The sequence below is a fragment of the Paenarthrobacter histidinolovorans genome, from assembly GCF_014647595.1.
GTDB classification, from domain to species: Bacteria; Actinomycetota; Actinomycetes; order Actinomycetales; family Micrococcaceae; genus Arthrobacter; species Arthrobacter histidinolovorans.
Genome location: NZ_BMPM01000002.1, coordinates 42,360 through 68,980, shown reverse-complemented (window position 1 = coordinate 68,980; position 26,621 = coordinate 42,360). Strand labels below are relative to the sequence as shown.

General features: G+C 63.2%; 26 protein-coding genes. 22 read left to right on the top strand and 4 right to left on the bottom strand.

Going from position 1 to position 26,621, the window contains the following annotated elements; translation table 11 throughout:
- The first annotated feature begins 6 nt into the window (after positions 1 to 6).
- The 5 genes from IEY62_RS04935 to IEY62_RS04915 all read left to right on the top strand — a co-directional run bounded on the left by IEY62_RS04935 (position 7) and on the right by IEY62_RS04915 (position 6,331).
- Positions 7 to 1,698, top strand: coding sequence for a ribonuclease J (locus IEY62_RS04935; protein WP_189014571.1), 1,692 nt, complete (start codon positions 7 to 9; stop codon positions 1,696 to 1,698).
- Between the two features lie 75 nt (positions 1,699 to 1,773).
- Positions 1,774 to 4,635, top strand: a complete 2,862-nt coding sequence (locus tag IEY62_RS04930) for an FtsK/SpoIIIE family DNA translocase (protein ID WP_189014569.1) — start codon at positions 1,774 to 1,776, stop codon at positions 4,633 to 4,635.
- A gap of 24 nt (positions 4,636 to 4,659) precedes the next feature.
- Positions 4,660 to 5,262, top strand: coding sequence for a CDP-diacylglycerol--glycerol-3-phosphate 3-phosphatidyltransferase (gene pgsA / locus IEY62_RS04925; protein WP_189014567.1), 603 nt, complete (start codon positions 4,660 to 4,662; stop codon positions 5,260 to 5,262).
- Positions 5,259 to 5,759 (top strand): CinA family protein, encoded by a 501-nt coding sequence (locus tag IEY62_RS04920; RefSeq protein WP_189014565.1) that lies wholly within the window; start codon positions 5,259 to 5,261, stop codon positions 5,757 to 5,759. The genes pgsA and IEY62_RS04920 overlap by 4 nt, the downstream gene beginning before the upstream one ends.
- 137 nt (positions 5,760 to 5,896) lie before the next feature.
- Positions 5,897 to 6,331 carry a helix-turn-helix domain-containing protein gene (locus tag IEY62_RS04915; protein WP_189015675.1) on the top strand — a complete coding sequence of 145 codons (435 nt, stop codon included), beginning with the start codon at positions 5,897 to 5,899 and terminating at the stop codon, positions 6,329 to 6,331.
- A 136-nt stretch (positions 6,332 to 6,467) separates the two neighbouring features.
- Here the strand turns inward: IEY62_RS04915 and IEY62_RS04910 are convergent, their stop codons facing one another.
- Positions 6,468 to 7,016 (bottom strand): MarR family winged helix-turn-helix transcriptional regulator, encoded by a 549-nt coding sequence (locus IEY62_RS04910; protein WP_189014557.1) that lies wholly within the window; start codon positions 7,014 to 7,016, stop codon positions 6,468 to 6,470.
- 41 nt (positions 7,017 to 7,057) lie between these two features.
- Here IEY62_RS04910 and IEY62_RS04905 point away from each other — a divergent pair, with 41 nt between their 5' ends.
- The 6 genes from IEY62_RS04905 (at position 7,058) to dapF (ending at position 12,593) form a co-directional block, all read left to right on the top strand.
- Positions 7,058 to 7,282 carry a DUF3046 domain-containing protein gene (locus tag IEY62_RS04905; protein WP_189014555.1) on the top strand — a complete coding sequence of 75 codons (225 nt, stop codon included), beginning with the start codon at positions 7,058 to 7,060 and terminating at the stop codon, positions 7,280 to 7,282.
- 256 nt (positions 7,283 to 7,538) lie between these two features.
- Positions 7,539 to 8,579 carry a recombinase RecA gene (gene recA, locus IEY62_RS04900; RefSeq protein ID WP_018779075.1) on the top strand — a complete coding sequence of 347 codons (1,041 nt, stop codon included), beginning with the start codon at positions 7,539 to 7,541 and terminating at the stop codon, positions 8,577 to 8,579.
- Entirely contained in the window at positions 8,569 to 9,111 is a 543-nt protein-coding gene (locus tag IEY62_RS04895; protein WP_189014553.1) for a regulatory protein RecX, read from the top strand. Before recA ends, IEY62_RS04895 begins: the two co-directional genes overlap by 11 nt.
- A complete protein-coding gene (gene miaB, locus IEY62_RS04890; RefSeq protein ID WP_189014551.1) occupies positions 9,111 to 10,640 on the top strand; it encodes a tRNA (N6-isopentenyl adenosine(37)-C2)-methylthiotransferase MiaB in 1,530 nt (509 codons plus the stop codon). The genes IEY62_RS04895 and miaB overlap by 1 nt, the downstream gene beginning before the upstream one ends.
- Before the next feature lie 17 nt (positions 10,641 to 10,657).
- Complete coding sequence (gene miaA / locus IEY62_RS04885; RefSeq protein WP_189014549.1) at positions 10,658 to 11,575, top strand: tRNA (adenosine(37)-N6)-dimethylallyltransferase MiaA; 918 nt, start codon at positions 10,658 to 10,660, stop codon at positions 11,573 to 11,575.
- A gap of 49 nt (positions 11,576 to 11,624) precedes the next feature.
- Entirely contained in the window at positions 11,625 to 12,593 is a 969-nt protein-coding gene (dapF, locus tag IEY62_RS04880; RefSeq protein WP_189014547.1) for a diaminopimelate epimerase, read from the top strand.
- On the opposite strand, the gene IEY62_RS04875 is transcribed toward dapF, so the two are convergent.
- Positions 12,574 to 13,188 (bottom strand): class I SAM-dependent methyltransferase, encoded by a 615-nt coding sequence (locus IEY62_RS04875; RefSeq protein ID WP_189014545.1) that lies wholly within the window; start codon positions 13,186 to 13,188, stop codon positions 12,574 to 12,576. The two genes, dapF and IEY62_RS04875, sit on opposite strands and share 20 nt — an antisense overlap.
- Before the next feature lie 529 nt (positions 13,189 to 13,717).
- Here IEY62_RS04875 and hflX point away from each other — a divergent pair.
- Positions 13,718 to 15,280: a GTPase HflX gene (gene hflX / locus IEY62_RS04870; protein ID WP_189014543.1), complete on the top strand. Its 1,563-nt coding sequence runs from the start codon at positions 13,718 to 13,720 to the stop codon at positions 15,278 to 15,280.
- Positions 15,273 to 17,333, top strand: coding sequence for an ATP-dependent DNA helicase (locus IEY62_RS04865; RefSeq protein WP_189014541.1), 2,061 nt, complete (start codon positions 15,273 to 15,275; stop codon positions 17,331 to 17,333). Before hflX ends, IEY62_RS04865 begins: the two co-directional genes overlap by 8 nt.
- Positions 17,334 to 17,368: 35 nt before the next feature.
- On the opposite strand, the gene lexA is transcribed toward IEY62_RS04865, so the two are convergent.
- Entirely contained in the window at positions 17,369 to 18,112 is a 744-nt protein-coding gene (gene lexA, locus IEY62_RS04860) for a transcriptional repressor LexA (RefSeq protein ID WP_018779083.1), read from the bottom strand.
- A gap of 347 nt (positions 18,113 to 18,459) precedes the next feature.
- Between lexA and IEY62_RS04855 the strand changes: the two genes are divergently transcribed.
- From IEY62_RS04855 to IEY62_RS04820, 8 genes are all read left to right on the top strand, one after another.
- Entirely contained in the window at positions 18,460 to 18,819 is a 360-nt protein-coding gene (locus tag IEY62_RS04855; RefSeq protein ID WP_189014539.1) for a LysM peptidoglycan-binding domain-containing protein, read from the top strand.
- Positions 18,820 to 18,897: 78 nt separating this feature from the next.
- The gene (locus IEY62_RS04850) at positions 18,898 to 20,016 is read left to right on the top strand and encodes a histidinol-phosphate transaminase (protein WP_189014537.1); all 1,119 of its coding nucleotides are present in this window, start codon (positions 18,898 to 18,900) and stop codon (positions 20,014 to 20,016) included.
- Positions 20,017 to 20,063: 47 nt separating this feature from the next.
- Positions 20,064 to 20,690, top strand: a complete 627-nt coding sequence (hisB, locus tag IEY62_RS04845; RefSeq protein ID WP_018779086.1) for an imidazoleglycerol-phosphate dehydratase HisB — start codon at positions 20,064 to 20,066, stop codon at positions 20,688 to 20,690.
- On the top strand, positions 20,687 to 21,430 hold the full coding sequence (gene hisH / locus IEY62_RS04840) for an imidazole glycerol phosphate synthase subunit HisH (protein WP_189014535.1): 744 nt from the start codon (positions 20,687 to 20,689) through the stop codon (positions 21,428 to 21,430). Before hisB ends, hisH begins: the two co-directional genes overlap by 4 nt.
- Positions 21,431 to 21,589: a hypothetical protein gene (locus IEY62_RS04835; protein ID WP_167264904.1), complete on the top strand. Its 159-nt coding sequence runs from the start codon at positions 21,431 to 21,433 to the stop codon at positions 21,587 to 21,589.
- A 44-nt stretch (positions 21,590 to 21,633) separates the two neighbouring features.
- Positions 21,634 to 22,377 carry a bifunctional 1-(5-phosphoribosyl)-5-((5-phosphoribosylamino)methylideneamino)imidazole-4-carboxamide isomerase/phosphoribosylanthranilate isomerase PriA gene (priA, locus tag IEY62_RS04830; RefSeq protein ID WP_189014533.1) on the top strand — a complete coding sequence of 248 codons (744 nt, stop codon included), beginning with the start codon at positions 21,634 to 21,636 and terminating at the stop codon, positions 22,375 to 22,377.
- Positions 22,377 to 23,288, top strand: a complete 912-nt coding sequence (locus IEY62_RS04825) for an SseB family protein (RefSeq protein WP_189014531.1) — start codon at positions 22,377 to 22,379, stop codon at positions 23,286 to 23,288. Before priA ends, IEY62_RS04825 begins: the two co-directional genes overlap by 1 nt.
- A 49-nt stretch (positions 23,289 to 23,337) precedes the next feature.
- Positions 23,338 to 24,642 carry an MFS transporter gene (locus IEY62_RS04820; protein ID WP_189014529.1) on the top strand — a complete coding sequence of 435 codons (1,305 nt, stop codon included), beginning with the start codon at positions 23,338 to 23,340 and terminating at the stop codon, positions 24,640 to 24,642.
- Between the two features lie 79 nt (positions 24,643 to 24,721).
- On the opposite strand, the gene IEY62_RS04815 is transcribed toward IEY62_RS04820, so the two are convergent.
- Positions 24,722 to 25,117 (bottom strand): DUF1844 domain-containing protein, encoded by a 396-nt coding sequence (locus IEY62_RS04815; protein ID WP_189014527.1) that lies wholly within the window; start codon positions 25,115 to 25,117, stop codon positions 24,722 to 24,724.
- Between the two features lie 419 nt (positions 25,118 to 25,536).
- Between IEY62_RS04815 and infC the strand changes: the two genes are divergently transcribed.
- Positions 25,537 to 26,541, top strand: a complete 1,005-nt coding sequence (gene infC / locus IEY62_RS04810) for a translation initiation factor IF-3 (protein ID WP_229785082.1) — start codon at positions 25,537 to 25,539, stop codon at positions 26,539 to 26,541.
- Positions 26,542 to 26,621: the final 80 nt, after the last annotated feature.

The window sequence follows — 26,621 nt, the reverse complement described above, 5'->3', positions numbered from 1 at the left end:
CACAATATGACCCAAACCGCCCTTCCCGGACTGGTTACGCCGCCGAAACTGCCGAAAGGTACGCTGCGGATCGTTCCGCTCGGTGGACTGGGAGAGATCGGCCGCAACATGGCGGTCTTCGAGATCGACGGCAAGCTGCTCATTGTCGACTGCGGGGTACTTTTCCCCGAGGAGACCCAGCCTGGCGTTGACCTGATCCTGCCCGATTTCTCCTACATCGAGAACCGGCTGGAGGACGTGGTCGGGGTTGTCCTCACCCACGGCCACGAGGACCACATTGGCGCGGTTCCCTACCTGCTCCGCCTCAAGGCCGACATTCCGCTGATCGGTTCACAGCTCACCCTTGCGCTGGTGGAAGCGAAACTGCAGGAGCACCGGATCAAGCCGTACACGCTCACCGTCACGGAGGGCCAGGTAGAGCAGTTCGGTCCGTTCGAGTGTGAATTCATTGCCGTCAACCACTCCATTCCGGATGCACTGGCGGTGTTCATCCGTACTGATGGCGGAACCGTCCTCCACACCGGTGACTTCAAGATGGACCAGTTGCCGTTGGATGGCCGCATCACGGACCTCCGGCACTTTGCCCGACTGGGCGAAGAAGGCGTGGATCTGTTCATGGCCGACTCCACCAACGCCGATGTGCCTGGGTTCACCACAGCAGAGAAGGAAATCGGACCCACGTTGGACCGGTTGTTCGGGCAGGCAAAGAAGCGCATCATTGTGGCTTCCTTCTCCTCCCATGTGCACCGCGTCCAGCAGGTACTCGACGCAGCAGCAAAGCACGGACGCAAGGTTGCCTTCGTGGGCCGCTCCATGGTCCGGAACATGGCCATTGCTGCCAAGCTGGGTTACCTGGAGGTGCCGGACGGCATCCTGGTGGACATCAAGAACATCGACAACATGCCGGACGACCGTGTGGTCCTCATGTCCACCGGCTCCCAGGGTGAGCCGATGGCTGCCCTGTCGCGCATGGCCAACGGCGACCACCGGGTGATTGTTGGCAAGGGCGATACCGTCATCCTGGCGTCCAGCCTCATCCCCGGCAACGAGAACGCCGTGTTCCGCATCATCAACGGCCTCCTCAAGCTCGGAGCCGACGTCATCCACAAGGGCACAGCCAAGGTCCACGTCTCCGGTCACGCAGCGGCGGGGGAGTTGCTCTACTGCTACAACATCCTTGAGCCGCTCAACGCCATGCCGGTGCACGGTGAAACGCGCCACTTGATTGCCAACGGCAACATCGCCCTGGAATCAGGCGTGCCGTCCGATGGCATCATCCTCAGCGATAACGGCACAGTGATCGACCTCAAGGACCACGTGGCGAACATTGTGGGGCAGGTAGAGGTCGGCTTCGTCTACGTGGACGGTTCCAGCGTTGGCGAAATCACCGACGCAGACCTGAAGGACCGCCGCGTCCTCGGGGATGAAGGCTTCATCTCCGTCATCACGGTCATCAGCCGAACCACCGGCAAAATCGTGTCCGGACCGGAAATCCACGCCCGTGGCGTGGCGGAGGACGACTCCGTTTTCGACGAGATCATCCCGAAAATCAACGCCGCACTCGAAGAGGCTGTGCTGAATCACACAGACCACACCAACCACCAGTTGCAGCAGGTGGTCCGCAGGATCATCGGCACGTGGGTCAACCGCAAGCTCCGCCGCCGCCCCATGATCATTCCGGTGGTCCTGGAGGCTTAGCCCGCCGGCAACATGAACACCCAAAGGGGTCTGAAATCCGCGGATTTCAGACCCCTTTGCGGTACCGTGGCACGTATGGCGACCCGTACTACCTCCGCGCCACGAGGCAGCTCCAGCAATAAATCCGGCGGCACAGGCCGGGGCGGAGCCGCATCCAAAACCGGCGCCGCAAGCAAAAGCGGGCGGGGAAGCACTGCCCGCACCAAGCAAGCAGCCGCCGTCGAGCCCCAGGCTCCGCTTCCGCTTCGCATGTTGTCCGGCGCCTGGCAGGGAATCGGACACGTGGTGGGTGCCGGCGTGCGCCGGATCGGCCACGACGTCAGCGACCTCGACCCCGCGGACCGCAGGGACGGGGCAGCGCTGTTCAACCTGGTGCTGGGTATCGCGATTGCTACTTTCGCCTGGTGGGGACTCACCGGATGGCTTCCTGACATCGTGTACAGCGTGGTCAACGGGACCTTCGGCTGGATGTCCCTGATCCTGCCGTTCATGCTTTTCGTCTGCGCCTTCCGCCTTTTCCGGAAGCCCCAGGACGGCCGCGGAAACAACCGCGTGGGCATCGGATTCATGATCATGACACTGGCGGGCTCCGGACTTGCCCAGGTCGTCGGGGGCCAGCCCACCGTGGCCGATGGCTTCGACGGCCTGCGTCGTGCCGGCGGGATGCTGGGCTTCCTCGCCGCGGCACCGCTGGCCGCCATCCACGTGGCTGTTCCCGTCATCGTCTACAGTCTCCTGGCTTTTGTGTCCCTGCTGATCGTCACGGCGACCCCCTTCGGTGCGATTCCCGCCCGCATCCGGGGTGCCTACGAACACCTCATGGGCGTTGACCTCATGGACGACTCCGGCAAGGACGACCACGACCGGAGCTACCTTTACGGCAACGGCTCCTCGTCCGCGCCGAAGAAGAAGAAGCGCATGCGCCTCTTCGGCAAGGATGAAGAACCCGACGCCGGCCTGGAAGGTTACGTCGGCGACGAAGCGTTCGAGCACGCAATAGTCGACGACGACGAAACCCCCGCCGCACCGGCGCCACGTGTGCCGCCGGGTGTTCGGCGTCCTACGCAGGCAGAAATTGCCGTGGAGAAGATCAAGGCTGCCCAGGGCCTCGCGGGCGCCAACCCCGGCATCGACAACCCCACGGAAGCCATTCCGGTCCTGACCCCCGAAATGACCGCCCCGGTGGCGGCCCAGGTTCCGGCTCGGCCCGCTACGCCTCCGCCGCCGCCCACGCCGATTCCGCAGCGCACGGAACAGTTGTCACTGGCCGGCGATGTCACGTACACGCTGCCTGCCTCGGACTACCTGACACCGGGCTCCATTCCGAAGGAGCGTACGGAAGCCAATGACGCCGTCGTCGCCGCGCTGACGGACACCCTAACGCAGTTCAACGTCGACGCCGCGGTGACCGGCTTCAGCCGTGGTCCCACGGTTACCCGCTACGAGATTGAGCTGTCTCCCGGCACCAAGGTGGAGCGCGTTACCGCGCTTTCCAAGAACATCTCCTATGCCGTGGCTTCAAGCGACGTCCGCATCCTGAGCCCCATCCCGGGCAAGTCAGCGATCGGTATCGAGATCCCCAACACCGACCGCGAGACAGTGTCCCTTGGCGACGTCCTGCGGAGCCAGAACGCCCGCCGTACCGACCACCCGATGGTCATGGGTGTGGGTAAGGACGTTGAGGGCGGCTACGTGGTGGCCAACCTCGCCAAGATGCCCCACCTCCTGGTCGCCGGTGCTACCGGTGCCGGTAAGTCGAGCTTCGTGAACTCCATGATCACCTCCATCCTCATGCGCGCAACACCGGATGAAGTCCGCATGGTCATGGTGGACCCCAAACGCGTGGAACTCACTGCCTACGAGGGTGTCCCGCACCTCATCACACCCATCATCACCAATCCAAAGAAGGCCGCGGAGGCCCTCCAATGGGTGGTCCGGGAAATGGACGCCCGCTACGACGACCTCGCCAACTACGGGTACAAGCACATTGATGACTTCAACAAGGCCGTCCGGGCGGGGAAGGTAACGCCGCCGGTCGATTCCAAGCGTGTCATCAAGCCCTACCCCTACCTGTTGGTCATTGTGGACGAACTCGCGGACCTCATGATGGTGGCACCGCGTGATGTCGAAGACTCGATTGTCCGCATCACCCAGCTGGCACGCGCCGCCGGTATTCACTTGGTGCTGGCCACCCAGCGTCCTTCCGTGGACGTCGTCACGGGCCTGATCAAGGCCAACGTGCCGTCCCGCATGGCGTTCGCCACCTCCTCAGTGACTGATTCCCGGGTGGTCCTGGACCAGCCGGGTGCGGAAAAACTCATTGGACAGGGTGACGCATTGTTCCTGCCCATGGGTGCGTCGAAGGCCATGCGTGTCCAGGGTGCCTGGGTGACCGAATCCGAAATCCACAAGGTTGTTGAGCACGTCAAGGGGCAGTTGCAGGCCGTCTACCGTGACGACGTCGCAGCCGAGGCTCCCAAGAAGCAGATCGACGACGACATCGGAGACGACCTCGAGGTCCTCCTCCAGGCGACTGAACTGGTGGTCACCACCCAGTTCGGCTCAACGTCCATGCTGCAACGCAAGCTGCGTGTTGGCTTCGCCAAGGCCGGACGCCTCATGGACCTTTTGGAATCGCGTGGTGTCGTGGGACCGTCCGAAGGTTCCAAAGCCCGCGATGTCCTGGTCAAGCCGGATGACCTCGCCGCTGTTCTTGCCGCGATGAAGGGTCAGGAGTCGCCGGCCACCCCTGACGCCCACACGGCCGCCCTGAGCGATAACGCGAACTCGAACATCGCCGTCGGCGGTTACGCCGAAGACCTGGTGCAGGCCGACCTCGACAACCGGACCCAGGCCATTGAGTACTATGACGGCGCGGACGGTCCGGATGACGATGACGAGGGCGGCGAAGACGCCTGGTCGCTCACAGGACGCTAGCCGCAAAGACGGTAGCCTAGAGGGGTGACTACAGCCGAGGGTGATAACGCGACCTCCAGCAGTTCCGATGTTTGGAACCTGCCCAACATCCTCACGATGCTGCGCATCGTCCTGGTACCCTTCTTCGTCTGGTTCCTGCTGGCCGATGACGGCGGGTACGGGATCTGGCGGTGGGCCGCGGTGGTTGCTTTCGCGGTAGCGATCTATACGGACAAGCTCGACGGCGACATCGCCCGGGCGCGCGGCCTCGTTACCAACTTCGGCAAAATCGCCGACCCGATTGCGGACAAGCTGCTCATCGGCTCAGCACTGGTGTTGCTGTCCATCCTGGGGGAGTTGCCGTGGTGGGTCACAATCCTGATTCTGGTCCGTGAATGGGGTATCACGGCACTGCGCTTCGTCGTGATCCGGTACGGGGTCATGCCGGCCTCCCGTGGCGGAAAGCTCAAGACTGTGGTTCAGACCGTGGCAATCTTCCTTTACATCCTTCCCCTCCAGGCGATCGCCCCGTGGCTGGGCGCCGTCGCTTTCTGGGTCATGATGGTTGCCCTCGCCATCACGCTCTGGACCGGCGTCGAATATGTCCTCCAGGCCATCAGGCTGCGTGCTGCGGGACGTCGCCCATGATCTCCGGCGGCACCGCGGAAACCGCGACGACGGTTGTGGGCACCGCTATCCGCAGTGGCCTCACGGTGGCTACGGCTGAGTCCTTGACGGCAGGTCTCGTGGCAGCGGCGCTGGCCAACACTCCGGGGGCGTCGGCCATGCTGCAAGGCGGGGTGGTCGCCTACCAGAACTCGGTCAAGGCCGGCATTCTGGGCGTCCCGGAGGAGCTTCTTGCGACGGTCGGCTCCGTTGACGGCGGCGTCGCCGAGGCAATGGCCGACGGCGCACGCCGGGCTTGCGCTGCCGACATCGGGATATCGACCACCGGCGTTGCAGGACCCGAGCCGCATGACGGCAAAGGCGTCGGCACCGTGTTCATTGGCGTGGCCTCGCCACAGGGTGTCGGGTCGTTCGAGTACAGCTTCGACGGCGACCGGCAGTCCATCCGCGAACAGGCCTGCGAGGCCGCTTTGGCGCGCCTGCTTGCCGCGTTGAGTGACGTTGGTTACCGTTCGTAAAGTAGTCGGGAACAAAAACTCATTGCCAATAGTTGTGTCATTGTGTCGCTTCGGAAGAGCCGGGGCGCCTAGGATGTAAAAACATACCCGGTCCGCCAGCCAGCGAACCGGATCAACGAGGGAGCATGGCGATACAGATGGTAAAGCAGCCCGTATCCGTGAACGGCGTTGTCCGCTGGAAGGATGTGGGCTTGGCTGATCAGGCACAGAGCGAACAGAAGGAGCGCAAAATGGTTGTACTACGCCACGAGATCGGTGATGTACTGCGCGATGTCCGCCAGCGTCAGGGCCGTACCCTTCGCGAGGTTTCGCACAGCGCCCGCGTCTCACTTGGCTACTTGAGCGAAGTGGAACGGGGCCAGAAGGAGGCTTCTTCCGAGCTCCTGTCCTCTATCTGCACAGCCTTGGACGTTCCTTTGTCCCACATGCTTCGCGAAGTCAGCGACCGCGTGGCCGTTGCAGAAGGTGTTGCTGTCCCGGACACCGTCCCGCAGGAATTCTCACAGCGCTATGGCCGCGATCTCGGACTCACGGACGACTTCCCCCAGGGAATGCTCTCCGGAGCCCGCTAAACGGTTCCATAAGCAACGAAGTAGGTCCCCAGCCTGAGGCTGGGGACCTACTTGTTTGCTTTGCCGTGCTTGTTTGCTCTGCCGTGGCGGGCCGCCGGTATGTGATTGCCTGTGCGGGACAGCCTGTGGCGTCATGTCACGCGCCGGTTGAATTGTCCGCGGTGTCGACTCCGGCTTCCTTGGTTCCCAGGTCCCTGAGGGCGCCGTCTCCGTAGATGGCATTCAGGCGTCCCATGTAGTCGGCCAGCGTCTGGACATCTTCCAAGGGCCACTCGCCAAGCCTTTCCCGGAAAACCTGGCGCCTGGCATCCTGGACGAGGTGCATTTTCTCTTCGCCCTTTTCCGTCAGGCGGATGGACTGCGCCCGTCCGTCCTGGGGATCCGCTTCCTTGTAAACGAGGCCAATGCTCTCAAGGAAGGCGATCTGCCGGCTCACCGATGGCTTGCCCACGCCGATGCAAGTGGCCAGGTCAGTGAGGCGGATGGGGCCTTCCCTCCTGATGACAGTGAGCAGCCCGTAGGCGGCAGGTTCCATGTCAGGGTGGACCTGGCGGGACAGCTGGTGGGAGATCGAACGGGCGCGGCGCCAGAGCAGGCTCAGCTGGTGTTCCACCTGCTGGAGGGCGTCGTCGACGTCGTCGCCTGGCACGGCCGAACCTGGCGCGCTCTGGAGAGGATTGCTCATGGCAACCATTCTAGAGTCCACTGACATGAGAGACTCTATCCGTGAGGGCAAGTGACTTTTGGCGATTGATGGACGATGAATTCGGGGCCGGCTATTCCCGTGTCCTGGCCACTTCACTGGTACTCGCCGGTGTGGGCGGCCGGACAGCCGTGGAGGCGTTGGCCGCCGGATACCAACCCCGCGAGGTGTGGCTGGCCATGTGCGAGGTCCAGGACGTTCCCCCCGAGCGCAGGCTCGGAAGGGACATCAAGCCCGCCGCGAACTGAGCCTGACCCCGGCAGGGATGCCCCGGGACGCGGGGACACGCCGCGCCATTGTTCGAATATCTGTTCGGATGGGGATATGCTCCTGTGAGAGGAAAATTGATCCCGTAGGACGCATTCCACAGCATTCGGCAAGCAGGATATCCACATAGCCGGAGTCGGCACCTAAAAATGTCAGGCCGCCGTAATAGCGTCTGGGATGACAGGAAAGCGGCCTATCGGGCCACTCCACAGCGAGAAAGCATCAGAGGTGTGAACCATGGCGGCAACCCCGGATCGTGAAAAGGCGCTCGAAGCAGCGCTTGCCCAGATCGACAAGCAGTTCGGCAAAGGCTCCATCATGCGCTTGGGTGACGACACCCGCGCGCCCATCGAGGTCATTCCCACCGGTTCCATTGCGCTGGACGTGGCCCTTGGCATTGGCGGCCTGCCCCGCGGCCGTGTTGTTGAAATCTACGGTCCGGAATCGTCCGGTAAGACCACCGTGGCGCTGCACGCCGTAGCCAACGCCCAGCGGGCCGGTGGCATCGCAGCATTCATCGACGCCGAGCACGCGCTGGACCCGGACTACGCCGCGAAGCTGGGTGTCGACACCGACGCCCTCCTCGTTTCCCAGCCGGATACCGGTGAGCAGGCCCTGGAAATCATGGACATGCTGGTGGGTTCCGGTTCCCTGGACATCATCGTCATCGACTCCGTGGCCGCCTTGGTTCCCCGCGCCGAAATCGAAGGCGAGATGGGTGACTCCCACGTTGGCCTCCAGGCCCGCCTCATGAGCCAGGCGCTGCGTAAAATCACCGGTCGTTTGAGCCAGACCAAGACCACTGCGATCTTCATCAACCAGCTGCGTGAAAAGATCGGCGTCTTCTTTGGTTCGCCGGAAACCACCACCGGTGGCAAGGCACTTAAGTTCTACGCTTCTGTCCGCATCGACGTTCGTCGTATCCAGACCCTGAAAGAGGGTGCGGATTCAGTTGGTAACCGCACCAAGGCCAAGATCGTCAAGAACAAGATGGCTCCGCCGTTCAAGATCGCCGAGTTCGACATCATCTATGGTCAGGGCATCTCCCGTGAGGGCGGCATCATCGACATGGGCGTTGAACACGGCATCATCAAGAAGTCCGGTTCGTGGTTCACGTACGACGGCGACCAGCTAGGCCAGGGCATGGAAAACTCGCGGCGGTTCCTGCGGGACAACCCGGAGTTGGCCCAGGAGCTGGAGCGCCTGATCAAGGAGAAGCTTGGTGTGGGAGTCAAGCCGGAGGAAGACTCCCCAAAGCTGAAGGCCGTTGACGGCTAGCACAGGGCCGGACCCGGAGTCTGCAGTAGCTGCAGACTCCGAGCCCGACCCCGAGTCCGTGGCGCGGGCCATCGTCCTGCGGCAGTTGACCATGGCGCCACGGAGCCGGCTGCAGCTGTCCCGCAAACTGGCCGAACGCAACGTTCCCGAGCACGTTGCCGAGGCGGTACTGGACCGTTTCGAGGAAGTTCAGCTGATTGATGATGCTGAATTCGCCCGGATGTGGGTGCGGAGCCGATCGCAAAGCAAGAAGTTGGCCAAGAGCGCACTTCGTCGCGAACTGGCTGACAAAGGGATCGTCCTCGAGGCCGCCGAGGACGCACTGTCCCAACTCAGCGACCAGGATGAAGAATCAGCTGCGAGGGATCTTGTGCAGCGCAAACTTCGGCCGGGCATGAACCTTTCGGACCGTTCCGAGCGGGACAAGTACACACGCAGGCTGGCCTCCATGTTGGCGCGCAAGGGCTACGCGCCGTCGTTGGCCTTCAGAATCGTCGGTGAGGTGCTGGCAGAAGCCGGTACCCTTGAGTAGTGAGTTTGACCATTCCTTCCCCAACACCTGCCACCACTGCTTCGGCTGAGCCCAGGACCTATCAGGTCCGTACTTTCGGTTGCCAGATGAACGTCCATGATTCCGAGCGCATGGCAGGGCTGCTGGAGGACGCCGGGTATGTACCCGCAGAGGGCGACGTTGCCGACGTCGTCGTCTTCAACACCTGCGCAGTCCGGGAAAACGCGGACAACAAACTTTACGGAAACCTCGGGCAATTGCGGCAGGTCAAAGAGGCCAACCCCGGTATGCAGATTGCCGTTGGCGGGTGCCTGGCGCAGAAGGACCGCGAGACCATTGTCCGGAAGGCGCCGTGGGTAGACGCCGTCTTCGGCACCCACAACGTAGGTGCCCTGCCGGCCCTCCTCAAACGCGCCCGGCACAACAACGAGGCCCAACTCGAAATCCTGGAATCCCTGGACGTCTTCCCGTCCACGCTCCCCACCAAGCGTGAATCCGTGTACTCGGGATGGGTTTCCATCTCGGTCGGGTGCAACAACACCTGCACGTTCTGCATCGTGCCCTCGCTGCGCGGCAAGGAAAAGGACCGCCGTCCAGGCGAGATCCTCGCCGAAATCCAGGCCCTCGTTGATGACGGCGTTGTGGAAGTGACGTTGCTGGGCCAGAACGTGAACTCATACGGGGTGGAATTCGGTGATCGCCAGGCGTTCTCCAAACTGCTTCGGGCCTGCGGCGACATAGAGGGCCTTGAACGCGTGCGGTTCACCAGCCCGCACCCCGCCGCGTTCACGGATGACGTCATTGATGCCATGGCTGAAACCCCCAACGTGATGCCGCAGCTCCACATGCCACTGCAGTCGGGGTCGGACAAAGTCCTCAAGGATATGCGTCGCTCGTACCGTTCCAGCCGCTTCCTCGGCATCCTGGACAAAGTGCGTGAGCGGATTCCAAACGCTGCCATTACCACCGACATCATCGTGGGATTCCCGGGTGAAACCGAAGAAGATTTCCAAGCGACCTTGGACGTCGTGGAGAAGTCCCGGTTTTCCTCGGCCTTCACGTTCCAGTACTCCAAGCGTCCGGGAACGCCGGCCGCCGACTTGCCGGAGCAACTGCCCAAGGCGGTGGTCCAGGAGCGCTTCGAACGGCTCACCGCACTGCAGGACCGCATTGCTGCCGAGGAAAACGCTGCGCAGCTTGGCCGGAGGGTCGAGGTCCTGGTGACAGCCCAGGCAGGCAGGAAAGCTGAGGCGACCCATCGGCTTTCCGGGCGGTCCAAGGACCAGCGGCTTGTTCATTTTTCCGTGCCGGCAGGTGCGGAGATGCCTCGCCCCGGCGACTTCGTCACTGTGACCATTACGGAAGCAGCGGCCTTCCACCTGATTGCGGACCCCGCGACGACCGGTGACTACGTCGTGCGGCGTTCCCGGGCAGGGGATGCATGGGACCGGTCGCAGGCCGATTCCTGCGGTGTCCCCGGACCAGGCGCATCCAACGGCAAGACCGGAGTGTCCTTGGGCATGCCCGCGCTGCCGATCCGTCGCGCGTAGCCGCGTCGTCCATTCCCATGTCGCACTCCCATTACGCCCAGCCGGTCATTGCCGTGGTCGGGCCAACAGGTTCGGGAAAGTCGGACCTGGGCGTCAACCTTGCCCTGGCACTCGGTGGAGAAGTCATCAACGCTGATGCGCTGCAGTTCTACCGGGGCATGGATATTGGCACGGCCAAGATCAGCGTGGAAGAGCGGAAAGGCATTCCGCATCATCTCCTGGACATCATGGATGTCACGCAGGAAGCAAGTGTGGCGGACTTCCAAGCCGAATGCCGGGCAGTCATCGAGGACATCCACTCGAGGGGGAAGCGCGCCATTCTGGTGGGTGGGTCAGGATTGTACGTGCGCGCGGCTCTGGACATCCTGGAGTTTCCAGGAACGGATCCCGCTTTGCGCCAAAGCCTTGAGGACGAGTACGCGGCCAAAGGTCTGGCTCCCCTCAGGGCCCGCCTGGAGGAAGTGGATCCCGTCTCGGCAGCCCGCCTTGGCGACGCCCGAAGGGTAGTCCGCGCTCTGGAGGTACACGGACTGACAGGTCGCCCCTTCAGTTCATTCATGCCCCAGCGGGAGTACTACCAACCCGCTGTTCAGATCGGTTTGTCCGTAGATCGCGAAGAACTCCGGGAGCGACTTGGCCAACGGGTGCACCGCATGGTGGAAGCCGGCCTGGAGAAAGAGGTGGAACGGCTCGACGCCCAGGGGTTGCGCCACGGCAAGACCGCATCCCGGGCTCTGGGGTACGCACAGTTCCTGAGGGTCCTGGACGGCGAAATGGACGTCGCGGACGCAGCCGGGGAAACCATCGTCGCCACGAGGCAGTTCGCCCGCCGTCAGCTCACCTGGTTCCGGGCCGATCCACGGATCTCGTGGCTGGACTGGAAAGACCCCGGGCTAGCGTCCCGGGCCGTCTCGGTAGTCCGCGCCCAGGAGTAAACGCAGGCTGATTTCGGGCCGAACACACGTGGAAGGTAGCCTTGATTCCATGGATGAAACCGCCTCAGTTCCCACTCGCCAGCCATTCGCTGCCGGGGTTGCCGAAGCCACATCGAGCCTTGCCGGATTGGCGTTCTCCAAAGGGCACGGGACAGGCAACGACTTCGTCCTGATTGCCGATCCCGGCGATGCCCACGAGATCACCCCAGGGCAGGTGGCCCAGTTGTGTGATCGCCACACGGGCATCGGTGGCGACGGGCTTATCCGTGCAGTTCCGTCGCGGTTCCTCCCGGAGGGGCGGGCACTTCTGGAAGTGGATCCTGCTGCCGAGTGGTTCATGGACTACCGCAACGGTGACGGCTCGCTGTCCGAAATGTGCGGCAACGGAGTCCGTGTCTTCGTCCACTTCCTCAATGAACAGGGACTGGTGGACCTTGGGCCCGGCGAAACCCTCACCATCGGCACGCGCGGCGGAGTCAAGAAGATAGTCCGCACCGCCAACGGCTACGCGGTGGACATGGGGCCCTGGGAGTTCATTTTCCCCGAAGAGGCAAACAGCAAGGCCATGGATGCTCTGGTCAGCGCGGACGGCCTGGAAGTGGCCCGCCCCGGCCTTTCTGTCAGTATGGGCAACCCACACACTGTGGTTGCCTTGGCCGAACTCAGCGAGCTTTCAGCCACCCAGCTGTTCAAGGCTCCGGTTGTTGACCCCAAGCCGGTCAATGGCACCAATGTTGAATTCGTCGTTCCCGCTGAACCGTTGGTGGAAGAGGGCGTGGGAACCATCACCATGCGCGTGCATGAACGGGGAGTGGGGGAGACCCAGTCCTGCGGAACGGGAGCCTGCGCAGCTGCGGTGGCAATACGTCACTGGGCGGGCAGCACGGCGCCCAACGATTGGCACGTCAAGGTTCCTGGCGGCGTCGTAGGCGTTAAATTCTTCCCCGGCGCCGGCGGCCGCGAGCATGTTGAACTGAGCGGCCCAGCCGTCATAGTGGCTAGCGGGAGGCTTTCCTGACGCGGATGATCCTGAAGGACTTGGACGTGCTTTCGCGTGAAACGCTGAAAGACGCGTCCAATTCCGCAGCCAGCCAGCGCTGCAAGGAGTCTGAACCCAGGTTCTTCTGAACCACCAGCCATGCGTTTCCGCCTGGCGCCAGCCGCGGCAACCAGTTAAGCAGCAGCGAGTGGAGTTCGTCCTTGCCGATCCGGATGGGCGGATTGGACCAGATGGTGTCGAATTCGACGGCGGGGTCCACCTCGTGCGGAAGGCTGGCGGTGACATTCGCCAGCCCCAGGGCTGCCGCGTTTTCGTTGGTCAAAGTCACGCAGCGTTCGTTCACGTCGACGGCGTACACGCGGGCGTGCGGGGCCATCAGACCGAGGGTGAGGGCTATCGGCCCCCAACCGCAGCCAATATCCAGCAGATTGCCCTGGGGAGCGGGCGGCGGAACGTCCGACAGGAGTATCGCCGTTCCCTTGTCTACGCCGTCGGGGCTGAAGATTCCTGATGACGTCTGCAGATGGCGCGTGGCTCCAGCGAGCTCCACTGTGAGTGGCTTACGGGTGAACGGCCCAGCCGGCTGGGCGGTGAAATAATGTGCAGACTCCATAATTTGCCAGATTAGTTGGCTATTGGCGCCTTGGGAAACCGCCCTGGTCCCGGGTTCGTTTGACACGGCTGATAGTGTTGTGGTCATGTTCCTGATCTTTGAGTAATTGGCCGGACCCCGTCTGGTCCCCAGGCGTTCCACGGCACCGCCCGCGACGCAGGCCAAGCTTGGCACCATGCCCGGCTGATGGCCTTTCCGCCCGGCAGGTCCCACAGGCATATGTCAGCCGCCACTTCCTTGTTGCGGCGGACGCTCAGAAGATCAAAGCCCCACCAACGTATCCAGAGCATGGATTCCCGGAATTGCGCCATCGCGCGAACCCCGGCGGTTGCAGGACCACCACTTCAGGCAAGCCAGGACCTCCTTGCGGATCCACCCGTTAGATCACCCATGCCACGTCCCCCGCGGGCCAGTGGCGTCAAGCACACAGGAGGCCACTTTGGCCCAAGCCCGTCAGCCCAGCGCGAAGAGCGCCCCATCGAGCGACAAACAGCACTATTCTGGAATTGCCGAACAGTCTAAGGAGACCATGACCACCCAGAAGCACTCCGGATCCGATTCCGACGCCCAGGACATGAGTCCTGAACAAATCCAGGCCGTCATCGACCGGATTCTTTCCAAGGATGTCCCTGCGCAGGCATCCGATGACAACGACGCCAGTGGTGTATTCGGCAAGGCCCAGGCCATCTCGACCCTGGACCAAGAGCACAGTATTTACGACGGCGACCAGGAAGACCTGGCCGAGCGCCGCGCCCTGCGCCGCACCGCGGGGTTGTCCACGGAACTTGAAGATGTCACAGAAGTTGAATACCGGCAGCTGCGCCTTGAACGCGTTGTCCTGGCCGGTCTATGGACAGAAGGCACCCTGGCCGACGCCGAGAACTCGCTGCGCGAACTGGCGGCCCTTGCCGAGACCGCTGGTTCCGAAGTACTGGACGGTCTGGTCCAACGCCGCACCAAGCCGGACCCGGGGACGTTCCTTGGATCCGGTAAGGCACAGGAACTCAAGGACATTGTTGCTGCCACAGGCGCAGACACGGTGGTAGTGGACACCGAACTGGCGCCGTCACAGCGCCGCGGCCTCGAGGACATTGTTAAGGTCAAGGTCGTTGACCGGACCACGCTCATCCTGGACATCTTCGCCCAGCACGCCAAGAGCCGTGAAGGCAAAGCCCAGGTAGAGCTCGCGCAGCTGGAATACCTGCTTCCGCGCCTGCGTGGCTGGGGCGATTCCATGTCCCGGCAGGCCGGTGGCCAGGTGGGCGGGGCCGGTGCAGGCATGGGCTCGCGCGGTCCCGGTGAAACCAAGATCGAACTGGACCGCCGCCGAATCCGCACGCGCATGGCCAAATTGCGGCGGGAAATCGCCGCGATGAAGCCGGCCCGTGAGACCAAGCGCGCCAACCGGCGTCGTAATGCTGTTCCGTCCGTCGCGATTGCCGGATACACCAACGCAGGTAAGTCGTCGCTGTTGAACCGCCTCACGGACGCAGGCGTCCTGGTGGAGAACGCACTGTTCGCCACCCTGGATCCCACGGTCCGCAAAGCGCAGACTCCTGACGGCATCGGCTACACGCTGGCCGACACCGTCGGCTTCGTCCGCTCCCTGCCCACCCAGCTGGTGGAGGCCTTCCGGTCAACGCTGGAGGAAGTGGCCGATGCGGACCTCATCCTCCACGTCGTGGACGCATCCCACCCGGACCCGGAAGGGCAGATCGCAGCAGTGCGGACTGTCTTTACCGAGGTCGATGCCCGCAAGGTTCCTGAAATCATCGTCCTGAACAAGGTTGATGTCGCAGATCCCTTCGTGGTGGAGCGCCTGAAGCAGAAGGAACCCCGGCACGCCGTGGTTTCCACCCGCACGGGCCAGGGAATCGCCGAACTGCTGGAGGACATCAGCCGGTCCATTCCGCGCCCGGGGGTGCGGCTTGAAGTGCTCATCCCGTACGACCGCGGTGACATGATCAACAAGCTGCACAATTCCGATTCCGAGATCCTGAGCCTGGAGCACGAGGAAAGCGGGACGCGCGTGGTGGCAATGGTCCGTGAAGGCCTGGCAGCTGAGCTGGAGTCATTCGTCAGCAATGGTTGAGAAGGTGGCGGCGGACGCCGTCGAGTCGGTGGGCGAGAAGAATACCCTCGAGTTGTTGGACCGGGCAGTGGCCGGCATGGGCGGGCAAAGCCGTGCCGGCCAGCACGAAATGGCCAAGCACGTTACGCGGGCCATTGAGACCGGGGAACATCTGCTGGTCCAGGCGGGAACGGGTACGGGTAAGTCATTGGCGTACCTGATTCCGTTGATCGCCCATTCCATGGACAGCGACAAACCGACGCTCGTGTCCACCGCCACCTTGGCTTTGCAGACCCAGATCGTTGGCCGGGATCTTCCGCGGTTGCTGGAGACCATTAATCCTGCACTCGACCGCCCCGTCAACGTGGCGCTGGTGAAAGGCAGGGCGAACTACGTCTGCCTGCAAAAGCTTGAGGGCGGCTTCCCAAGTGAAGAACCGTCCGAAGGGCAACTGTTCTCCCTCGGTGAGGACACCAGCGTGCCGCACTTCGCGGCGTCGGTGGGCGGCCCGTCGTCGCAGCTGGGCAAGGAAGTCGTCCGGTTGCGGGAGTGGGCCGAAACCACCGCCACCGGCGACCGGGACGAACTGATGCCTGGCGTCACCGACCGTGCCTGGCGTCAAGTGTCGGTGACATCAATGGAGTGCCTTGGGGCGCAGAAATGCCCGCTCGCCGAAGAGTGCTTCAGCGAGCTGGCCCGCGCGAGGGCGGCCGAGGCCGACGTCGTGGTCACCAACCACGCCATGCTTGCCGTCAGCGCGTTCGAAGGCCTTGCTGTGCTGCCCGAATACGACGTCGTGGTGGTGGACGAAGCCCACGAGCTTCAGGACCGTGTCACGGGGGCCGTGTCAGGGCAACTTTCAGTCGCCATGGTGCACGCCGCCGCATCGAGCGCCCGCAAGCACACGGCCATCACGGTGGACGCCCTGAACTCAGCCGCGGAACGCCTGGATATTGCCATTGCCGGAGTACCGAACGGCCTCCTCCCCAGCGGACTCAACGACGAACAGCTCGACTGCCTGGACCAGCTGCGCGACGCCACGCGCGCTGCCCTTTCCGATTCGAAGACTGATTCCTCCACCGCCGCAGACGGCGGCAGGCAGCTGGCACGCTCACGCCTCATGCTCATCCTTGAGCTGTGCGAGCGGATGCTCGCTGCCAAAGAGAACCGGGAAGTGGTGTGGTTCTCCCGTAACAGCACCTTCGACCCACAGCAGGGATACTCACAACCAGACGAGACCGCGCCGGCGCTCATCAACATCGCCCCGCTGAGTGTGGCCGGAAGGTTGCGCGAGGGACTGTTCGCAGGACACACCGTGGTGCTGACCTCGGCCACGCTGGCCATCGGCTCGGCTTTTGAGCCCGCGGCCGGAGGGCTCGGCCTGATTGGCGACGGCGCGCCCAGCTGGACAGGAATAGACGTCGGTTCGCCCTTTGACTACCCCAAGCAGGGCGTGCTGTACGTGGCGAAGCACCTCCCCAAACCCGGCCGGGGAACGTCCCCGGAGGCGCTGGACGAGTTGGAGGACCTCATCCGGGCATCCGGTGGGGGAGCACTGTGTCTCTTCTCCTCACGGCGGGCTGCAGAGGAAGCTGCCGACGCCATGCGCCAGCGCCTCGACATGGACATCCTCTGTCAGGGTGAATCAACCATGGCGGCCTTGGTGAAACAATTCGCCGACGAGCCGGACACGTGCCTCTTCGGAACAATGTCGCTGTGGCAGGGCGTGGACGTACCGGGCGGATCATGCCGCCTGGTGGTCATTGACCGGATTCCCTTCCCGCGGCCTGACGACCCGCTGATGACCGCACGCTCCCGTGCGGTGGCACAGTCCGGCGGCAATGGATTCATGGCTGTCTCCGCCACCCACGCCGCCATCCGGCTTGCGCAGGGAGCAGGACGCCTGATCCGCTCTACCGGAGACAAGGGCGTGGTGGCAGTTCTTGATTCACGCCTGTCGACTGAACGTTACGGCGGCTTCCTGCGGGCCGCCCTGCCGCCGTTCTGGGCGACCACTGACCGCACGGTAGTGCGTGGCGTCCTGGAACGTTTGGGATCCGCCAGGAAGGCCTAAGGACCGTTCAGGGGCCGTTCCATGCGGATGGGAAGCTAAAGGGACCGGAGTACGGACACGACCTTGCCCATGATGGTGGCCTGGTCGCCCAGAATGGGTTCGTACTGGGTGTTCTGGGGCAACAGCCAGGTATGGCCATCGCGCTGGCGGAACGTTTTTACCGTGGCTTCGTCGTCCAGCAATGCTGCCACGATGTCGCCGTTGATGGCATCGTTCTGACGGCGGACAACAACCCAGTCACCATCGCAGATCGCGGCATCGATCATGGAGTCTCCAGCGACCTTCAACATGAAAAGCTCGCCGTGTCCCACCAGCTGCCGGGGCAGGGGCAGTACGTCCTCTACCGTTTGGTCCGCCAGGATCGGTCCGCCTGCAGCGATGCGGCCGACCAACGGAACCATGGCCGTATCGCTCGCGCTGGTTAGTTCAGTGACGGCCAAGCCGCCAGTGCTCCGAAGCGTCGCCGGTGCTTCCACGCCCGGGATCGGGCCGCCGTCAAGGGTCAGGGGCATCAGGACTTCCATGGCGCGGGGCCGTTTGGGATCCCTGCGAAGGTAGCCGAGCTTTTCCAGTTGGGACAGCTGGTGGGTAACGCTGGACAGGCTGGCCAGTCCTACAGTGTCCCCGATTTCGCGCATGCTGGGCGGATAGCCGTTGTCATTGACTGACCGCTGGATGGTTTCCAGGATTTTTTTCTGGCGCACGGTCAGGCTCTTGGGAGTCTTTGGAGGCTGTTGGCTCCGCAGGGGTACCCCGCCGCCTGTGGCTTTCGCTGCCATGTTCGCCAATGCCTTTCGTTCCGCCCCGAAAAGAGCCGGGGATGCAGGGGCTGAAAAAATGTCAGACCCTCCTGTTCCACTGAAACAGTGCTGTTCCTTCACTCAAACGTAGGGCAGGCACAGGCGTTTATCAAACATTTGTTCTAGCGAGTCTCGACACCGTTCGTTGATAAGTGCTAAAAATGTCATAGCAAGGTTCGAATATGTGTTCTATAAGCCTCGCGCTGAAGCTAGATGTTCGAACAAACTGTTCGAACATCGGCAGGGCACGACGGGAACGCACACAGAATTGGCAGCCGCGCTCCGGAAGCTCCGGTGCAAGGCAATAGCTCAGAAGGGCTCAGCTCATGTCCGCAATCACTTCGTTCGCTGATTTCCGCACCACGCAGGCCCCCGCCCGCCTGCGCCTGACCCGTCGGGGCCGGGTGGTGTTCTTCTTCATCCCTGCCATGTTGCTGGCGGCGGTCCTGCTCAGTCTTGCCGGGTTCATCACGTCCCCTGCCAAGGCCTCCGATTCCCAGGCGCAGTTGCAGCCGCCGGTTGCAGTCTCTGTGACTGTCCAGCCTGGTCAGTCGCTGTGGGGCATTGCCGGTGCAGCGGCTCCGGAGCGCGACCCCCGTGATGTCATCGCTGAAATCATCCAGTTGAACGACCTCCGCGGCGGACGCATCCTGCCGGGGCAGCAGCTGTTCGTGCCGGCCCACTGAGGCCGGAGCGCGCGGCAGGATCCCATGCCCGAGCGTCACAGTTACTCCGCAGTCCCAGTGGCCCCTTAAACTGTTGTAGTGAGTGAGCAGCTTGAGCGACTTGACCGACTACCCCTCCGGACCAACCTGCGTGGACTGAGCCCCTACGGCGCACCGCAACTTGACGTCCCCGTTCTGCTCAACGTTAACGAGAACACCCATGGCGTCCCTGCCGATGTCCAAGCGGCGATTACTGAGGCGGTGGCAGCTGCTGCCACGGGACTGAACCGCTACCCGGACCGTGAGTTCACCGATCTTCGCGAGGCCCTCGCCGAGTACCTTGGCCACGGCCTGTCTGCAGACAACATCTGGGCTGCCAACGGCTCCAACGAGGTCCTGCAACAGATCCTGCAGGCGTTTGGTGGCCCCGGACGCAAGGCCCTTGGCTTTCCGCCCACGTATTCCATGTACCCACTGCTTGCCAGCGGAACGGATACGGAGTACATCCGGGGAGTCCGCGCCGATGACTACGGGCTGGACGCCGCATCCGCCGCGGCGCAGGTACGTGAAACCGGTGCCAATATTGTCTTCCTGTGCTCACCGAACAACCCCACCGGGACAGGCCTGGGCCTTGATGTAGTGGAGGCCGTCTATGAGGCCGGTGAGGCAAGCCAGGCCATTGTGATTGTGGACGAGGCCTACCACGAGTTCGCGCACGACAACACTCCGAGCGCCTTGACCCTCCTGCCAGGACGGGAGCGCCTGATCGTTTCGCGCACCATGAGCAAAGCCTTTGCCTTGGCAGGTGCCCGGCTCGGCTACATGGCAGCAGCTCCGGAGGTTACGGACGCCATCAGGTTGGTTCGCTTGCCGTATCACTTGTCTGCCATCACGCAGGCTACCGCCCTCGCAGCGTTGACCCACCGTGAAGCCCTGATGGCCGATGTTGAAGACATCAAGGTCCAGCGCGATCGTATCGTCACCGAGCTTCTCCGCATGGGGCTGAAACCTGCTGCGTCGGACTCCAACTATGTCTTTTTCGGTGGACTCGAGAACCCGCACGAGATCTGGCAAGGCCTGCTCGACGCGGGCGTGCTGATACGCGATGTCGGCATCCCGGGTCACTTGCGGGTTACCGCAGGGACGGAACCGGAAACCACGGCCTTCCTCGATGCCCTCGAAGCACTCCTGGACGGCGCGGCGTCACAGCGCGCCTAAACTTGTCATTAGACCCAAACCACCCCTCCCTGTATAAGGACGTCCCAATGAGCGAAACCGGCGCCACGCCGTCCGCTGCCCGCACTGCCCGCATGGAGCGCACCACCAGTGAGTCCTCCGTGTTGGTGGAGATCAACCTGGACGGCTCCGGAATTTCGGACATCAGCACCTCAGTACCGTTCTACGACCACATGCTGACCGCACTGTGCAAGCACTCGCTCATTGACATGACGGTCAAAGCTACAGGGGACACCCACATCGACGCCCACCACACTGTGGAGGACGTTGCCATCACCTTCGGTGAGGTGCTCCGGACGGCCTTGGGTGACAAAGCGGGTATTCGTCGCTTCGGCGAAGCCACTGTTCCCCTGGACGAAGCCCTGGCCCATGCAGTCGTTGATGTTTCCGGACGTCCGTACCTGGTGCACGGCGGTGAACCCGCGGGCCAGGAGTATCACCTGATCGGTGGCCACTTCACGGGCTCGCTGACACGCCACGTTTTCGAGGCAATCACTTTGCACGCCGGAATATGCCTGCACATGAACGTGCTGGCTGGCCGGGATCCGCACCACATTGTGGAGGCCCAGTTCAAGGCTTTCGCGCGCGCACTCCGTGCCGCCGTAGAGTCCGACCCCCGCGTCGAGGGCATTCCCTCCACCAAGGGGGCGCTGTGAGCGGGCAGATCCTGAAGGACGGGGCAGTGGTTGACGCCACGGCATCTGTGAAGCCCGAGTCGCCTGAGGGCAAGCCGACGGTTACGGTTCTGGATTATGGATCCGGAAACGTCCGCTCCGCCGTCCGTGCGCTTGAGCGGGCGGGCGCCCACGTGGTGCTCAGTGCCAAGCCTGAGGACGTTCTCAACGCCGATGGTCTGGTTGTCCCCGGTGTTGGCGCTTATGAGACCGTAATGAAGGAACTCAAAGCGGTTGACGCCATCCGGATGATCGGACGCCGGGTTGCCGGCGGCCGGCCGGTACTGGCTATCTGCGTGGGCCTCCAGGTTCTCTTCGAAGCCGGCGTCGAGCACGGTACCGAGTCCGAGGGCATGGCCGAATGGCCTGGCAAAGTAGAACTGCTTCCGGCTCCCGTGGTGCCGCACATGGGATGGAACACTGTGGACGTACCGGAGGGTTCCACTTTGTTCGCCGGGGTGGAGCAGGAGCGTTTCTACTTTGTGCACTCCTACGGTGTGCAGGAGTGGAACTTCGACGTTGTGCAGCCCCGTATGGCCCCTCCAATGGTCACCTGGTCCGAGCACGGCGCACGTTTCATCGCAGCCGTGGAAAACGGCCCGCTGTGCGCTACCCAGTTCCACCCGGAGAAATCAGGTGACGCAGGAGCCCGGCTACTGCGCAACTGGGTGGACAGCCTGCGGAAGCCCTCTCCGGGGGCTTCCGGAAGCGGTGCTGCCTAGATGTGGTCGGTGATCCTCATGGGCCTGGCCGGCATCCTGGTTGGCGGAGGAATTTCCTTCCACCAGCAGAAGAAGCCCCGATGGGTCTCCATCTCCTTCTACGTGCTGGCCGGGATGTCCCTGCTGGCTGCGTACCTCCTGACACTTCCCGGTAACTGAACCGCTGGTTCCAAGCCAGCGATCCCTCAACTCCAAGGACACTCATGACCACCTCCTCCCAGTCCGTACTGGAACTCCTGCCTGCTGTCGATATTGTTGACGGCCAGGCGGTGCGCCTCCTGCAAGGAGAGGCGGGTTCGGAAACCAGTTACGGGACGCCCCTTGAGGCAGCCTTGAACTGGCAGAACGACGGTGCGGAATGGGTCCACATGGTTGACCTCGACGCCGCCTTTGGCCGCGGCAACAACGCAGCCCTCATCAGCGAGGTGGTGTCGCAGCTCGACGTCAAGGTGGAGCTTTCGGGCGGTCTGCGCGACGATGAGTCACTTGAGCGGGCCCTGGAATTGGGTGTTGCCCGGGTAAACCTTGGTACGGCAGCGTTGGAAAACCCTGAGTGGACCCGGCGGGCGATCGACCGCTTCGGTGACAAGATCGCCGTCGGGCTTGATGTCCGCGGGACCACTCTTGCCGGCCGCGGTTGGACAAAAGAGGGCGGCGACCTGTGGGAGGTTCTGGCCCGTCTTGAGGACGCAGGGTGTGCCCGCTACGTGGTGACGGACGTCACCAAGGACGGCACGCTGCAGGGCCCCAATGTGGATCTTTTGCGCCAGATGGTGGAGAAGACCGGCAAGCCCGTGGTGGCCTCGGGCGGCATCTCCAGCCTGGAGGATCTTCGCGTGCTGCGTGAACTCGTGCCGCTGGGTGTCGAGGGCGCGATTGTGGGCAAGGCCCTGTATGCCGGCGCCTTCACCCTGCCCGAAGCCCTGGACGTGGCCGGCCGCCGCTGATGGGCCGCCATTCAGCCGATGCGGCAGAGCCAAGCCAGCCGGAGAAGCGTGAGCTGCCAGGCCACATCGCCGCGGCTTTGGCAGGTGCCGGGGGAGCCGCGGACTCAGCCGGCCAGCCCTGGGCAGGCAGGAGCCTGGCTGGCGACGACGCCAAAATCCACAATTTCGACGATGACGATGGAACTGCGGACGCCGGTTATCTCGCGGCCATCGCGGCGCTGATCAACGGAACCGGTGGCGAGGCTGGGGTTGTGGCCGCACTGGCGACGGCACGGGTGTTCGTTCCGGTGGTGGCCCAGTTGGCCGAGGAAGCCGAAGGGGTGGAGGGCCTGCATGCCGACAAGCAGGCAGATATGGCATTGGTCACACTCAAGGCCCCCGATGGCCGGACGGCAATGCCGGTGTTCACCTCGGCGGCTGCTTTGGAGGCCTGGCACCCCCAGGCCCGGCCGGTAGCTGTTTACGCTGCACGGGCGGCACTTTCTGCGGTTTCCGAAGGTGCCCAGCTGCTGGTTTTGGACCCCGGCTCCGATTTTGCCTTCGTCGTGCGACGCCCAGCCATGTGGGCGCTTGCGCAGCAGAAGGACTGGACGCCGTCATACCTTGATGATCAACTGGAGACTGCTCTCGCTTCAACGGTATCCACCTTTGCCGCGGTCCGCCGTCTGGAGACGCAAGCCGGTGGCGGCGTTGTCTCTCTCACAGCTGGTGGCCGCCAGGTGCAAGGTGGTGGCGCCGGCCCTGAACTGCGCGTAGTGCTCTTCCTCGAGGACGGGCTGGACGCAGCAGCTGTACAAACGCTTGTGGCCCAACTGAACGATGCGTGGGCACGGATGGATTCCTTTGCCGAAGGTGTTGATTCCATGGAAGTGAAACTGCAGCGTGCGGCACAGGAGCCCGCGCCGCGCTAATGGCAGCACCCGTTCCCCGGGGCTGCCCGGGGAAAAGAGGATAGAGCCAGTGAACTTCGCTCTCTACAAAGAGATGCTGTCAATACGCCCTGTCCGGCGGCTGCTGATTGTGGGGATGGTTGCCCGTATTCCGCATTCCGCCGCCGGAGTGCTCCTGACCTTGCATATTGTCCTGACGCTTGGCCAGGGATATGCGGCTGCGGGCGCGGCAGCGGCGGTCATGACCATCGGCATTGCCCTGGGTGCGCCGTGGCGTGGCCGCAGGGTAGACACGGTGGGGCTGCGGAAGGCATTGATCCCGTCGGTTGTTTCCGAAACCGTCATCTGGTCGATCGTCCCGCACGTGTCGTATCAATGGCTGCTGCCGCTGGTGTTCATCGGGGGCCTTTTCACGCTGCCGATCTTCAGTGTTGTCCGCCAATCGTTGGGCGTCATGGTGGACGGTGAGCAGCGGCGTTCGGCTTTTGCATTGGATTCCATCGCCACCGAGCTTGTTTTCATGATTGGTCCGGCTGTCGGAGCCGTGGTGGCAACAAGCGGCTACTCGGCGCTTGGCCTGACCGCCGTTGGTATTTCCGTGTCTGTGGCCGGCCTTTTCCTGATGTGGTTCAATCCGCCCACCAGAAGCGAGGCAGCCTGCACGCCGGAGGAGTCCGCCGATCGGGAATCGGCCGATCTTGCGGCCGCGGAGGCGGCCATGGTGGCTTCGGCTCCTGCACATGTTCAGGAAGCGGCCTCGGAAATGGCGTCTGCCACCTCGCGCACGGCCGGGCTCCGGAGCCGGGTGGCCAGGAACTTCACATGGTTCACTGTGTCTGTTGCTGCGCTCTTCGCAGTAGCGGCAGGTTCGGGCATGGTGCTGAGTGGGTCCGACGTCAGCATCGTGGGGCTGCTGGAACGCGGCGGCCATCAAAATGAGATCGGCATTGTCTTCTTCTTTTGGTGCGCCGCGTCGGTGGTAGGTGGTCTCATCTACGGTTCCATGAAGCGGTCCATCTCACCCATGCTCCTCCTGCTGGGCATGGCGGCATTGACCATTCCGATGGGCTTTGCCCAGGACACCTGGACCCTGGCGTTCCTTTCGCTCCTGCCCGGTCTGTTGTGCGCACCAGTGTTGTCCGCGTCCTCCGAAAAGGTCGCCGACCTTGTGGAAGAGGACCGCCGTGGCGAAGCAATGGGCTGGTACGGCTCTGCACTGACCGCCGGTGTCGCTCTGGGTGCGCCCCTGGCAGGGGTCTTCATCGACACTGTGGGTCCGTCGGGCGGCTTCGCAGCGGTAGGGATCGCCGGTGTGGCGCTGTGCGCCACCGGGCTGGTCCTCATGTCCATCCGTCGCCGCGCGGCCCGGGTCTGAGGCTACCTGCACCAGACGACGACGGCGGGCCGACCACTGATGGTCGACCCGCCGTCGATGATTATTCAGGCAGTTGCAGTCAGTTCACAGGTCCGGTGAACTTTTCGCCCGGGCCCTTGCCCGGGGCATCCGGAATGGTGGATGCCTCGCGGAACGCAAGCTGGAGTGAGCGGAGGCCATCACGCAACGGTCCGGCGTGCTGGGATCCGATTTCGGGCGCGGCTGCGGAGACCAAACCGGCGAGTGCGGTGATCAACTTGCGGGCTTCGTCCAGGTCTTTGAGGTCCTCGGCGTTGGGATCGTCGGCAAGCCCGACCTTGACCGCGGCCGCACTCATGAGGTGCACGGCGCCGGTAGTGATGACCTCCACTGCCGGGACCTCGGCAATGTCACGGATCTGCTGGGAGACTCCGGCGTCGGCGGCGGGGGAGTCTCCGCCGAAGGAATTGCGGGAGTTGCTGTCTTCAGTGCTCATACTGGTAAGCTTGTCACAGACCGACTGGAAGTCGTTATTCAAGTGGTCATTCACAGTGTGGTCATCCACAGTGAACCATCGCAGTCAACAGTCCCGCCGCTCGCAATGTGCGCTTGGCGGGTTGTTTCTGTAGAATTGACTTTCAGTTTGCAAGCGGAGTTCTCTCCCACCCGCGTCAGCCGTTTCCCTTCGGGGACAGGATCCCCTTGTGGGACAAGAGGTTGCCGGGTACCTGGTCGGACACTTCAGGGTTGATCCCGGAAGTGCGCACTTTCCATTGGGAAAGTGAATCCGATCTTCGAGGCCTTCGATTGCGCCAGCAATTGGGGGCCTTCTCTATTTGCCGGTGACACCACCACAACCACAGGAGCTTTAACATTAGCGAGCCAAGAATCAATGAGCGTATCCGCGTCCCCGAGGTGCGGCTGGTCGGCCCTGCCGGCGAACAGGTAGGAATTGTCCGCATCGAGGACGCATTGCGTCTTGCTGCCGAATCCGATCTCGATCTCGTTGAAGTTGCGCCGCAGGCTAAGCCTCCTGTTTGCAAGTTGATGGACTTCGGCAAGTACAAGTACGAAGCCGCCGTCAAGGCCCGCGAAGCCCGCAAGAACCAAACCAATACGGTTCTGAAGGAAATCCGCTTCCGTCTCAAGATCGACAAGCACGACTACGAGACCAAGCGCGGGCACGCCCTTCGCTTCCTCGGAGCCGGTGACAAGGTCAAGGCCATGATCCAGTTCCGTGGCCGTGAGCAGCAGCGTCCTGAAATGGGCATCCGCTTGCTTCAGCGTTTCGCAGAAGACGTGGCCGAGGTTGGCGTCATCGAGTCCAGCCCGCGCATCGATGGCCGCAACATGGTCATGGTGATCGGTCCTCTGAAGAACAAGGCCGAAGCCAAGGCTGAAGCCCGTCGTGCCAGCCAGCGTGCAGAAGCCAAGGCCCAGAATGAGGCCAAGGCCGCAGGACGCGTTGACACCACGGGGGAGCAGGCGCCGCTGACGCAGAGCCTTGCCGACCTTCTGCCCGAAGGCTTCAAGGTTTCCGAAGAGGAAACCAAGCAGGAAGCACCGGCAGCAACCGAGGCACCCGCAGCTGAAGCAGCGCCGGTTGTCGAAGAAGCTGTGGTTGAGGCTCCGGTTGTGGAAGAGGCACCGGAAGCAACGGAGGAAGCACCCGTTGCTGAGGAAGCTCCGGCTCCCAAGGCAGCACCGGCACCCGAGGCAGCACCGGCACCCAAGGCAGCTCCGGCTCCCAAGGTTGCTCCGGTGGAGGCAGCTCCGAAGCCTGTTGTGCCGGCTGCGGCCCCGAAGCCCGCAGTTCCTGCGGCCCCGAAGCCTGTCGCCAAGCCGGCAGCTCCCAAGCCGGCAGCCCGGCCCGCGGCCCCCAAGGCCGCGCCGAAGCCTGCAACACGTAAGACCAATTAGTTCAACGCCGCGGAGGCCCTGGCCTCCACCGGCAAGCAACCAGCACGTCGGCCCCTGGTGGCCGGCTGCGCGATAGAATC